This window comes from Thermomonas flagellata, assembly GCF_022419185.1.
Lineage (GTDB): Bacteria > Pseudomonadota > Gammaproteobacteria > Xanthomonadales > Xanthomonadaceae > Thermomonas > Thermomonas flagellata.
Genome location: NZ_JAJOZK010000001.1, coordinates 290,688 through 302,481, shown reverse-complemented (window position 1 = coordinate 302,481; position 11,794 = coordinate 290,688). Strand labels below are relative to the sequence as shown.

General features: G+C 73.6%; 12 protein-coding genes. 3 read left to right on the top strand and 9 right to left on the bottom strand.

All coding sequences use genetic code 11. The features are described from left to right. The first annotated feature begins 2 nt into the window (after positions 1-2). Entirely contained in the window at positions 3-677 is a 675-nt protein-coding gene (locus tag ML340_RS01460) for a hypothetical protein (protein WP_240095920.1), read from the top strand. A gap of 74 nt (positions 678-751) precedes the next feature. Here ML340_RS01460 and ML340_RS01455 read toward each other — a convergent pair whose 3' ends face one another. From ML340_RS01455 to ML340_RS01415, 9 genes are all read right to left on the bottom strand, one after another. After that, complete coding sequence (locus ML340_RS01455) at positions 752-2,041, bottom strand: citrate synthase (RefSeq protein ID WP_240095918.1); 1,290 nt, start codon at positions 2,039-2,041, stop codon at positions 752-754. A gap of 215 nt (positions 2,042-2,256) precedes the next feature. Beyond that, entirely contained in the window at positions 2,257-2,499 is a 243-nt protein-coding gene (locus ML340_RS01450) for a type B 50S ribosomal protein L31 (protein ID WP_240095916.1), read from the bottom strand. A gap of 75 nt (positions 2,500-2,574) precedes the next feature. Next, positions 2,575-3,516: a nucleoside hydrolase gene (locus tag ML340_RS01445; RefSeq protein WP_240095914.1), complete on the bottom strand. Its 942-nt coding sequence runs from the start codon at positions 3,514-3,516 to the stop codon at positions 2,575-2,577. A gap of 7 nt (positions 3,517-3,523) precedes the next feature. Continuing rightward, a complete protein-coding gene (gene recG, locus ML340_RS01440) occupies positions 3,524-5,611 on the bottom strand; it encodes an ATP-dependent DNA helicase RecG (RefSeq protein WP_240095911.1) in 2,088 nt (695 codons plus the stop codon). Between the two features lie 108 nt (positions 5,612-5,719). Next, a complete protein-coding gene (locus ML340_RS01435; protein WP_240095909.1) occupies positions 5,720-6,100 on the bottom strand; it encodes a RidA family protein in 381 nt (126 codons plus the stop codon). A gap of 45 nt (positions 6,101-6,145) precedes the next feature. Next, positions 6,146-8,323: a RelA/SpoT family protein gene (locus ML340_RS01430; protein WP_240095907.1), complete on the bottom strand. Its 2,178-nt coding sequence runs from the start codon at positions 8,321-8,323 to the stop codon at positions 6,146-6,148. A gap of 104 nt (positions 8,324-8,427) precedes the next feature. Next, a complete protein-coding gene (rpoZ, locus tag ML340_RS01425) occupies positions 8,428-8,727 on the bottom strand; it encodes a DNA-directed RNA polymerase subunit omega (RefSeq protein ID WP_240095905.1) in 300 nt (99 codons plus the stop codon). Positions 8,728-8,842: 115 nt separating this feature from the next. Continuing rightward, on the bottom strand, positions 8,843-9,460 hold the full coding sequence (gmk, locus tag ML340_RS01420; RefSeq protein WP_240095903.1) for a guanylate kinase: 618 nt from the start codon (positions 9,458-9,460) through the stop codon (positions 8,843-8,845). A gap of 92 nt (positions 9,461-9,552) precedes the next feature. Then, positions 9,553-10,410, bottom strand: coding sequence for a YicC/YloC family endoribonuclease (locus ML340_RS01415; RefSeq protein ID WP_240095901.1), 858 nt, complete (start codon positions 10,408-10,410; stop codon positions 9,553-9,555). A gap of 65 nt (positions 10,411-10,475) precedes the next feature. Between ML340_RS01415 and rph the strand changes: the two genes are divergently transcribed. Both rph and rdgB read left to right on the top strand, forming a co-directional pair. Further along, positions 10,476-11,204: a ribonuclease PH gene (gene rph, locus ML340_RS01410; RefSeq protein WP_240095899.1), complete on the top strand. Its 729-nt coding sequence runs from the start codon at positions 10,476-10,478 to the stop codon at positions 11,202-11,204. Continuing rightward, positions 11,201-11,794: an RdgB/HAM1 family non-canonical purine NTP pyrophosphatase gene (gene rdgB, locus ML340_RS01405; protein ID WP_240095897.1), complete on the top strand. Its 594-nt coding sequence runs from the start codon at positions 11,201-11,203 to the stop codon at positions 11,792-11,794. Before rph ends, rdgB begins: the two co-directional genes overlap by 4 nt.

Here is an 11,794-nt window from a genome sequence, read left to right as displayed (position 1 = left end):
GCATGACCGGCGTCCGATCCCACCCGAACGTGCATGCGCACACCCACGCGCAGACCCGCACCCGCGAGCGCCGCCAGCGGGTCGCCCACGAGGCCGCGCGGCTGATCGCCGAGGGCGGCATCCGCGACTTCCACCAGGCCAAGCGCAAGGCCGCGCAGCGGCTGGGCATCCACGACGACGCCTCGCTGCCGCGCAACCGCGAGATCGAGGACGCCCTGCGCACCCGCCAGCGCCTGTTCCACCGCCACGACCAGCCGGCCGAGCTGCGCCGGCGGCGCGCGGCGGCGCTGCCGGCGCTGGAGTTCTTCGCGGCGTTCTCGCCGCGGCTGGTCGGGCCGGTGCTGGATGGCACCGCGGACGCGCTCAGCCCGGTCGCCCTGCACCTGCACAGCGACGACCCGGAGGCAGTGGCGCGCTGGCTGCAGGAGCACCGGATCCCGGCGCAGCCGCGCCGGCGCCAGCTGCGGCTGGACCGCGAACGCACGCTGGAGGCCCCGGTCTGGCTGTTCAGCGCCGACGGGCTGGCGTTCGACCTGACCGTGCTGCCGGAGGCGGCGCTGCGGCAGGCGCCGCTGTCGCCGATCGACGAGCGGCCGATGGCGCGCGCCGGGATCGCCCGCGTGCGCGCGCTGCTGGCGGACGCCGAAATCGCCGGCTACGAGGCCGGGGAGCGCTGAGCCGGAAGTGCGCTGGCAACCACAACCCTGAGAGCGCGGGGGCAACGGCCGCGCTGCCCCGCGCGCGCGCCGGCTCAGCGCTGCGGCATCGGCACGAAGTCGCGGCGGCCGGCGCCGGTATAGATCTGGCGCGGGCGGCCGATCCGGTTCTCCGGGTCCTCCTGCTGCTCCAGCCAGTGGCTGACCCAGCCGGCGGTGCGCGCGATCGCGAACATCACCGTGAACATCTCGGTCGGGATGCCGAGCGCCTTGTAGATGATGCCGCTGTAGAAATCGACGTTCGGGTACAGCTTGCGCTGGATGAAGTACTCGTCCTTGAGCGCCGCCTCCTCCAGCCGCATCGCCACCTCCAGCAGCGGGTCGTCCACCCCGAGTTCGGCCAGCACCTTGTGGCACATCTCGCGGATGATCTTGGCGCGCGGGTCGAAGTTCTTGTACACGCGGTGGCCGAAGCCCATCAGGCGGAAACCGGACTCCTTGTCCTTGGCGCGCGCGACCGCGCTGCCCACGTTCTCCGGGCGGCCGATCTCCTCGAGCATCTTCAGCACCGCCTCGTTCGCACCGCCGTGCGCCGGGCCCCACAGCGCGGCGACGCCGGCGGCGACGCTGACGTAGGGGTTGGCGCCGGTCGAGCCGACCAGGCGCACGGTCGAGGTCGAGGCGTTCTGCTCGTGGTCGGCGTGCAGGATGAACAGCAGATCCATCGCCTTGGCCGCGACCGGGTTCAGCTCCAGCGGCTCGCTCGGCACCTCCTTCATCATGTGCAGGAAGCGGGTGGTGTACTCGAGGTTGTTGCGCGGGTAGCGGATCGGCCAGCCGATCGAATAGCGGTGGCAGGCGGCGGCGATGGTCGGCACCTTGGCGATCAGGCGGATCGCGGCCAGCCGGCGCTGCTCGGGGTCCTCGATGTTGAGGTCGTTGTGGTAGAAGCTGGCCAGCGAGCCGAGCATGCCGGTCAGCATCGCCATCGGGTGCGCGTCGTGGCGGAACCCGTACAGGAAGGTCCGGAACGCCTCGTGCATCATCGAGTGGTGGGTGACCTCGTGCTCGAAGCGGGCGAACTGCTCGCGGGTCGGCAGCTCGCCGTTCATCAGCAGGTAGGCGACCTCCAGGAAGCTGGAATGCTCGGCCAGCTGCTCGATCGGATAGCCGCGGTACAGCAGCACCCCGGCGTCGCCGTCGATGTAGGTGATCGCCGACTTGCAGCTGGCGGTGGCGCCGAAGCCCGGATCGTAGGTGAAGCAGCCGGTCTCCTTCGGCAGCCGCGCGATCTCGATGCAGGGCTGGCCGAGGGTCGGATGCAGGACCGGCAGGTCGACGGCCTTGCCGGCGGCGTTCAGGGTGACATGGGTGAGTTCGGACACGGGGGCGACTCCTGTGGGGACGCGCCGCGCGGCCTGCCGGCCATGCGCCGGCGCATGGGATCACCCATTATCGCACAGGCCTCCGCCGCGGCCCCTGCCCGAAGGTCCGATGCGGGAGGGCCGGCGGGCGACGCCGGCCGCACCGCCCGCAAACGCCGACGGCCACCGCAAGGGTGGCCGTCAGGTGCATACCGCGTGCAGCGCGCGCCGCGCGCTTACTTCTGGTAGCGCTTGCGGAACTTGTCGACCCGGCCGCTGGTGTCCACGATCTTGTGCTGGCCGGTGTAGAACGGATGCGACGACGAGGACACCTCTACCTTGATCAGCGGGTACTCGTTGCCGTCCTCCCACTTGATCGTCTCCTTGCTGGAGAGGGTCGAGCGGGTCAGGATCTTGAAGTCCGAGGTCACGTCCTGGAAGACGACTTCGCGGTATTCGGGATGGATGCCGGCTTTCATGGCGCAGAAACCTGGGTCGCAGCGGTGCGGAGCCGCGTATTGTAGCCAGAGCCCAAGCGCCGGTGCAAGCCACCCTCAGCGGGCGGCCAGCGCCTCGGCCAGCAGGCGCTCGAACAGGGCCTGGTCGTAGCGCCGCAGCAGGCGGGCATTATCCGCGTCCCCGGTCTGGCGGTTCCAGTCGATCACGGTCGCGCCGCGGGTGTGGATGCCGGCGACCTCCACCGCCAGCGGCCGGGCTTCGGCCTCGCGTACCCCGTCCGGGCGCAGGGCCAGCGCCATCGCCAGGGCATCGGCGGCATGCCAGCGCTCGCCGCGGCCGGCCGCGCGCGACCAGGCGCGGGTGTGCGCGGAGATCCCGGCGTAGAAGCGCGCGCGCGGCGAGTCCGCGGCCAGCCAGCGCTCGACGTCGGCATGCAGCAGGCCGTGCGCGAGCACCGCCTCCCAGTCGGCCAGCTCGACCTGCGGGAACGCGCCGAACACCACGTGCGCGGCCTCCGGGTCGAACGCGATGTTGAACTCCGCCGCCGGGGTGATGTTGCCGTGCGCGGTCACCGCGCCGCCCATCACCACGCAGCGCGCGATCCGCTGCGGCAGGCTCGGGTCCAGCCGCAGCGCCAGCGCGAGGTTGGTCAGCGGGCCGAGGGCCACCAGCAGCAGGCGCCCGGCATGCACGTGCGACAGCCGCAGGATCGCGAGCGCAGCATGCTCGGCCTCGGCGCGGCGCGCGGCCGGGGCGTAGCCGGTATCGCCGAAGCCGTCGCGCCCGTGCACGTAGGCCGCATCGCGCGCCGGGTGCACCAGCGGGGTGGCGGCACCGGGGTACACCGGCACCTCGACCCCGCACACCTCGCACAGCTTGAGCGCGTTGGCGACGGTGTGGGCCAGGCCGACGTTGCCGGCCGCGATGGTCAGGCCGACCACGGCGTGGCGCGGATCGGCGAACGCCATCAGCAGGGCCAGGGCATCGTCCACCCCGGGGTCGGTGTCGATCAGCAGCGGAATGCGGGTATCGCTCATCCGCGCATTATGCCGAGGCATAGCGCGCGCTGCCGCCGACCCAGCGCGCCACGATCCGGTCCGCCAGCGCCGGATCCTCGCGCAGCAGGCGGTCGGCCAGCGCATGCACCTGCGGCAGCAGGTCGGCATCGCGCACCAGGTCGGCCATGCGGAAGCTGGCCAGCCCGGTCTGGCGGGTGCCCAGCAGCTCGCCGGGGCCGCGCAGTTCGAGGTCCTTTTCCGCGATCACGAAGCCGTCGTTGGTCTGGCGCAGGGTGTCCAGGCGCTGCCGCGCCAGCGCCGACAGCGGCGGCTGGTAGAGCAGCACGCAGGTGGAGGCCGCGCGCCCGCGGCCGACCCGCCCGCGCAGCTGGTGCAGCTGGGCCAGGCCCAGGCGCTCGGCGTTCTCGATCACCATCAGCGAGGCGTTGGGCACGTCCACGCCCACCTCGATCACGGTGGTCGCCACCAGCAGGCCGAGCGCGCCGTCCTTGAACGCGCGCATGGTCGCCTGCTTCTCCGCGGCCTTCATGCGCCCGTGCACCAGCCCGACCCGCACCCCCGGCAGCGCCGCCTGCAGGGCCTCGAAGGTGGACTGCGCGGCCTGCGCCTGCACCTCGTCGGAGTCGTCGATCAGGGTGCACACCCAGTAGGCCTGGCGACCCTCGGCGCAGGCGGCGCGGATGCGCTCGACCAGCTCCGGGCGGCGCTCGGCGGACAGCGCGACGGTCGCCACCGGGGTGCGCCCGGGTGGCAGCTCGTCGATCGCCGACACGTCGAGGTCGGCATAGGCGCTCATCGCCAGGGTGCGCGGGATCGGGGTGGCGGTCATCACCAGCTGGTGCGGCACCCCGCGCCGGCCCTTGTCGCGCAGCGCCAGCCGCTGGTGCACGCCGAAGCGGTGCTGCTCGTCCACGATGGCGAGCGCCAGATCGTGGAAGGCCACGCCCTCCTGCATCAGCGCATGGGTACCGACGACGACCTGCGCCGCGCCGGAGGCCACCGCCGCCAGCGCCTGCGCGCGCGCCTTGCCGGTGACCTTGCCGGCCAGCCAGCACACCTGCACGCCCAGCGGCTGCAGCCAGGCGCGCAGGTTGGCCAAGTGCTGCTCGGCCAGCAGTTCGGTCGGGGCCATCAGCGCCGCCTGGCGGCCGTCGGCCACCGCCAGCAGCGCGGCCAGCGCGGCCACCACGGTCTTGCCGCTGCCGACATCGCCCTGCACCAGCCGCAGCATCGGCCGCGGCTGCCGCAGGTCGGCGCGCAGCTGCGCGTACACCCGCTCCTGGGCGGCGGTCAGCGCGAACGGCAGCGCCGCGCGCAGCCGCCGCACCAGGCGTTCGTCGCCGCGCAGCGCGCGCGCACCCTCGGCCTGCAGCGCCAGCCGCTGCCGGCGCAGGCCGAGCTGGTGCGCCAGCAGTTCCTCCAGCGCCAGCCGCCGCTGCGCCGGATGGCGGCCGGCCTGCAGCGCGGCGAGGTCGGCGTCCTTCGGCGGGGTGTGCAGGGTGAGGATGGCGGTGCGCAGCGACGGCAGGCCGAGCGCGCGCAGCCAGTCCTCGGGCAAGAGTTCCAGCGCCGCCTCCGGCGGCAGATGGCGCAGCGCCTGCCGCACCAGCTTGCGCAGGCTGGCCGGGCCGATGCCCTCGATCGCCGGATACACCGGGTCCAGCGCCTCCCCCAGCGCGTGCTCGCCGGCGCCGAGCAGGGTGTAGCCGGGATGCACCATCTCCAGCCCCAGCGCGCCCGCACGCGGGGTGCCGTAGGCGCGCACGCGCGCCCCGACCGCGAACTGCGCCGCCTGCGCCGCGCGGAAATGGAAGAACCGCAGCACCAGCGTGGCGCGCGACTCGTCGGTGAGCGCCACCTTCAGCTGCGGGCGGTAGCGGAAGCCGCGTTCGACCGCCTCCACCCGCCCTTCCACCTGCGCCGCCACCCCGGGCTGCAGGGCGCGGATCGGGGTCAGCGCGGTGCGGTCCTCGTAGCCGCGCGGCAGGTGCAGCCAGAGGTCCTGCAGGGTCAGCAGCCCGCGCGCGGCCAGCTTCTCGCGCAGCGCGGGCCCCACCCCGGCCAGCACCGACAGGGGCGTCTCGGCCAGCGCAGGGCTCGGTGCAGCACTCATCCCGGCGACGCGTGCGCAGCGGGGGAAACGAGGGACGCCGCGCGCGGCGCGCGGCGCGCCACCCGCCGGCTCACGCCATGCCCCGCCATGGCGCCTGCCTGCCCGCCCTCACAGCACCATGATCGCGTCCACCTCGAACGCCGCGCCCTTCGGCAGCGCGGAGACTTCGATGGTGGAACGCGCCGGATACGGCTGCGCGAAGTACTCGCCCATCACCGCGTTGACCGCGGCGAACTGCGACAGATCGGTGAGGTACAGGCCGACCCGCACGATGTCGTCCATGCTGCCGCCGGCCGCCGCGCACACCGCCTTGAGGTTGTCGAACGCACGCCGCGCCTGCGCGCCGATGTCGCCCTCGACCAGCGCGCCGGTGGCGGGGTCGAGCGGGATCTGGCCGCTGAGGAAGACCATCTGCCCGGCGCGGGTGGCCTGCGAATACGGGCCGATGGCGGCGGGCGCGGCGTCGGTATGGATCGGGCTGCGGGGCATGGCGGCGGTCGGGCGATGGGACGTGCCGCCAGTGTAGCCGCCACGCTACAACCGCTGCACCGCGTGCACCACCGCCAGCCGGCGGATGCGCCGGATCACCTCGGCCAGGTGCTTGCGGTCGCTGACCTCGATCGCGAAGCGGATCGCCGCGATGCGGTCGTCGCGTTCGAGGTATTCGACCCGGTCGATGTTGGACTCGGCCTGCGCGATCGCCGCGGCCACCTGCGCCAGCACGCCGGGCCGGTTGTCCACCTCCACCCGCAGCGCGGCGTCGAAGTCGCCGGAGACCTGGCGATCCCAGCCGATCGCGACCCAGCGCTCGGGCGACTTGCGGTACTCGGCCACGTGCGGGCAGTCCAGGCGGTGCACCACGATGCCCTTGCCGGCGGTGTGGTAGCCCATGATCTCGTCGCCCGGGATCGGCAGGCAGCACTGGGCGAAGCTGACCACCCCGCGCTCGGCCCCGGTGATCAGGATGCGCTCGCCGGGCGCCGCCTCGCCGGCCAGCCCCAGCAACGGCCCGCTCGGCTCCTGCGCCAGCGCCTGCGCGACCTGCGCCGGCATCCGGTTGCCGAGCGCGATGTCCGCCAGCAGCGCCTCCAGCCGCGGATAGCGGTGCTCGCCGAGGAAGGCCTCCAGGCGCGCCAGCGGCAGCCGGTCGAGCGAGGTGCCGAGCGCGCCGAGGGCGCGGTCGAGCATGTGGTGGCCGAGCCGCACCGCGTCCTCGTGCTCGAGCTGCTTGAGCTGCTGGCGGATCGCGGTGCGCGCCTTGCCGGTGACCACGAATTCCAGCCACTGCGCGGCCGGCGCGGCCGCGCGCGCGGTGATGATCTCCACGGTCTGTCCGCTGACCAGGCGCGTGCGCAGCGGCGCCAGCTTGCGGTCGACCCGCGCCGCGACCGCGTGATTGCCGACGTCGGTGTGCACCGCGTAGGCGAAGTCGAGCGCCGTCGCGTTGCGCGGCAGCGCGAGGATGTCGCCCTTGGGGGTGAACAGGTAGACCTCGTCCGGGAACAGGTCGACCTTGACGTTCTCCAGGAACTCCAGCGAGGACCCGGCGCCGCGCTGGCTCTCGACCAGGTTGGCGATCCACGCCGCGGCGCGCGCCTGCGCGCCGCTGCCGCCGGGATCCTCGCCGGTCTTGTAGGCCCAGTGCGCGGCGACCCCGCGCTCGGCGATCAGGTCCATCTCGCGGGTGCGGATCTGCACCTCGATCGGCGAGCCGTACGGGCCGAACAGCACCGTGTGCAGCGACTGGTAGCCGTTCGCCTTGGGGATGGCGATGAAGTCGCGAAAGCGCCCGTCCAGCGGCTTGAACACCGAATGCACCGCGCCGAGGGCGTGGTAGCAGTCGGCCACGCTGGCGACCACCACCCGCAGCCCGAACACGTCCATCACCTGGGCGAAGCTCTTCTGCTCCTGGCGCATCTTGGTGTAGATGCTCCACGGGGTCTTGATCCGGCTGACCAGGCGGTGGCCGATGCCCTCCTGCGCCAGCCGCTGCGCCAGCTTGGCCTCGATCTGCGCCAGCGCCTCGCGGCGCACCACCGGCTGGCTGGCGATCCGGCGCGCGATCACCGCGTGCCGCCACGGGTACAGGGCGCGGAAGCCGAGGTCCTGCAGCTCCGACTTGATCAGGTTCATGCCCAGCCGCTGCGCGATCGGGGCGTAGATGTCGAGCGTCTCGCGCGCGATCCGGCGGCGCGCCTCCGGCGACTGCGCGCCCAGGGTGCGCATGTTGTGCAGGCGGTCGGCGAGCTTGATCAGGATCACGCGCAGGTCGCGCGCCATCGCCAGCAGCATCTTGCGGAAGCTCTCCGCCGCCGCCTCCTGGCGGTCGCGGAACTGCAGCTTGTCCAGCTTGGTGACCCCGTCCACCAGCTCCGCGACGGTCTCGCCGAACTGCGCCGCCAGGTCCGCGCGCCGCAGCGGGGTGTCCTCGATGGTGTCGTGCAGGATCGCCGCGACCAGCGTCTCCACGTCCAGGCCCTGCTCGGCCAGCACCCCGGCCACCGCCACCGGGTGGGTGATGTAGGGCTCGCCCGACTTGCGGGTCTGCCCGGCGTGCGCGGCGGCGCCGACCGCCCACGCGCGCCGCAGCAGCGCGCGCTGTTCCGGCGGCAGGTAGTCCGCCTGCCGCTCGAGCGCGCGCACGTAGTCCGGGACCGCGGCCTCGTCGGGCGCGGCGGCGGGCAGGGCGAGCGCGGGATCGCCGGGGCTCATGGCGCGAGCCTACCCCCGCCCCCCGGCGGCCCGCAACGCGGCCGGCGCAACGAAAACGGCCCCTCGCGGGGCCGTCGTCGGGCACACCGGCGCGGGCGCGGCGCTCAGTCGTCGCCCTTCATGTCGTCGTCGCCGGCGACCACCTCGGCCGCGGCCCATTCCATCGCCTCGCGCTCCTTGCGCTCGCGCTCGGCCTTCTCGACCGCATCGATGTAGGCCTGGTCGATCTTGCGCGCGGCGATCTCGCGCAGGGCCAGCACGGTCGGCTTGTCGTTGGCCTCGCTGTTGTCCAGCACCGGCTCCACGCCACTGGCCAGCTGACGCGCACGCTTGGCGGCCATCATCACGAGCTCGAAGCGGTTGTCGACCACTTCCAGGCAGTCTTCGACGGTAATCCGGGCCATGGGCATCCTGCGGCCGCGCGGCCGCGTCTCGGTTCAGGGGCCGTGTAGGATAGCGGCGGGCGCCGGCCACCGCAAGCCGCATCCTTTCCAATCAAGGACTTGCGGCGGGATCGGTTCAGTCCTCGCGCAGCAGGGAGGCGATCAGCGCGGCATGCCGCTGCGCCTGCAGGCCGCGCCGCAGGCGGCTGGCGGCGAAGATGCTGGCCATCTCCGCGACCGCGGTGTCGAACTCCTCGTTGACGATCACGTAGTCGAATTCGTCGTAATGGCTCATCTCCTCGCGCGCGGCCGCCAGCCGGCGCTGGATGACCTCCTCGCTGTCCTGGCCGCGCTTGCGCATGCGCTCCTCCAGCGCCGCCCGCGACGGCGGCAGGATGAACACCCCGACCGCGTCCGGCACGTGCCGCCGCACCTGGCGCGCGCCCTGCCAGTCGATCTCCAGCAGCACGTCGCGCCCGGCCGCCAGCAGCGGCTCCACCGACTGCCGCGCGGTGCCCTTCCAGTCGCCGTGCACGCGCGCGTACTCGAAGAAGTCGCCGGCGGCGACCATCGCCTCGAACTGCTGCGCGCTGACGAAGTGGTAGTGCCGGCCCTCGGACTCGCCGGGCCGCGGCGGGCGCGAGGTGTAGGAGATCGACAGGCTGATCTGCGGGTCGCGCGCCAGCACCGCGTTGACGATGCTCGACTTGCCGGCCCCCGAGGGCGCGGCGACGATGTACAGGGTTCCGCGCATGCCCGATCCTCAGCGCGGCGCGGCGGGCCGCGGCGGACGGCGGCGGACGGTGGGCATCGGGGGCATGGCGGTCTCCTGCACGGCGCGCGGGCTCATTCGAGGTTCTGCACCTGCTCGCGGATCTGGTCGATCAGCACCTTCAGCTCGACCGCGGCGTTGCTGGTGCGCGCATCCACCGACTTGCTGCCGAGGGTGTTGGCCTCGCGGTTGAACTCCTGCAGCAGGAAGTCCAGCCGGCGCCCGACCGGCTCGCGGCGGGCGAGCACCCGCCGCAACTCGGCGAGGTGGCTGTCGAGGCGGTCCAGCTCCTCGTCCACGTCGAGCTTCTGCAGCCACAGCACCAGTTCCTGCTCGAGCCGCGCCGGCTCCGCGGCCGCCAGCTCGGTGAGCCGCGCCTGCAGCTTCTGGCGCTGGCCGGCGCGGATCTGCGGCAGCAGGGTGCGCAGGTCGGCGACGATCGCGGCGATCGCGCGCGCGCGCTCGCCGATCGCCGCCGCCAGCTGCGCGCCCTCGCGCTCGCGCGCGGCCACGAAGTCGTCCAGCACCGCGTCCAGCAGCGCCAGCGCCGCGCGCTGCAGCGCCTCCGGATCGATCCCGGGCACCTGCAGCACGCCGGGGAATTGCAGCAGCTCGGTGAACGAGACCGCCACCTGCGGGAAGCGCTGGCGCACCTCGCCGGCGAGGCCGGCCAGCCGCTCCAGCAGCCCGGCGTCCAGCTGCAGGCCCTGGGCGTCCGCGCGCGGGCGCAGGCGCAGCACCAGGTCCAGCTTGCCGCGCGCGACCCGCGCCGCGACCCGTTCGCGCAGCGCGGGCTCCAGCGCGCGCAGCTCGTCCGGCAGGCGCAGGCCCAGCTCGAGGAAGCGGTGGTTGACCGCGCGCAGCTCGCAGCCCAGCACGCCCCAGTCGGTGCTGCGCTCGCCGGCGGCGAAGGCGGTCATGCTGCGGATCATGCGGACGGCCGGGATGCAGGGAGCGCGAATGGTAATCTACCGCCCCGCTTTTTTCCGGCCCGCCGATGTCCCCCCAGCGCCCGAGCGGCCGCGCCCCGGCCCAACTGCGTCCCGTCGTGCTCGCGCGCGGCTATACCCGCCACGCCGAAGGCTCGGTGCTGGTCAGCTTCGGCGACACCCGCGTGCTGTGCACCGCCAGCGTGGACAACAAGGTGCCGGCGTTCCTGCGCGGCAAGGGCGAGGGCTGGGTGACGGCCGAATACGGCATGCTGCCGCGCGCCACCCACACCCGCGGCGAGCGCGAGGCCGCGCGCGGCAAGCAGGGCGGGCGCACGCTGGAGATCCAGCGCCTGATCGGGCGCAGCCTGCGCGCCTGCGTGGACCGCGCGGCGCTCGGCGAGCGCACCATCACCCTCGACTGCGACGTGCTGCAGGCCGACGGCGGCACCCGCACCGCGGCGATCACCGGCGCCTACGTGGCGCTGGTGGACGCCTGCCGCTGGCTGTTGGCGCGGCGCGAGATCGCCCGCGACCCGGTGCACGGCGCGGTCGCGGCGGTGTCGGTCGGGCTCTACCGCGGAGTGCCGGTGCTCGACCTCGACTACGCCGAGGACAGCGCCTGCGACACCGACATGAACGTGGTGATGAACGACGGCGGCGGCTTCATCGAGCTGCAGGGCACCGCCGAGGGCCATGCCTTCCGCCGCGACGAGCTGGACGCCCTGCTGGCGCTGGCCGAACAGGGCTGCGCCGAACTGTTCGCGGCGCAGCGCGCGGCGCTGGCGCAGGCATGAGGCTGGTGCTGGCCAGCGGCAACGCCGGCAAGCTGGCGGAGCTGCGCGCCCTGCTGGGGCCTGGGGTCGAGGTCCATGCGCAGTCCGAGTTCGGCATCGCCGACGCCGAGGAAACAGGCCTCAGCTTCGTCGAGAACGCGCTGATCAAGGCCCGCCATGCCGCGCGCGCCAGCGGCCTGCCGGCGCTGGCGGACGACTCCGGGCTGTGCGTGGACGCGCTCGGCGGCGCCCCCGGGCTGCACTCGGCGCGCTATGCCGGCCGCCATGGCGACGACGCGGCCAACCGCGAGGCCCTGCTGCGCGCGCTGGCCGGGGTGCCCGACGCCGCGCGCGGCGCGCGCTTCGTGTGCGTGCTGGCGCTGCTGCGGCACGCCGACGACCCGCTGCCGCTGATCGCGCAGGGGATCTGGGAAGGCCGCATCCTGCAGGCGCCGCGCGGCGGCGGCGGATTCGGCTATGACCCGCTGTTCTTCTCGCCGGCGCACGGCTGCAGCGCGGCCGAGCTGCCGGCGGCGGTGAAGCACCGCGACAGCCACCGCGGGATCGCCCTGGCGCGGCTGCGGGCGCAGCTGGCCGGCACCGTCGCGTGA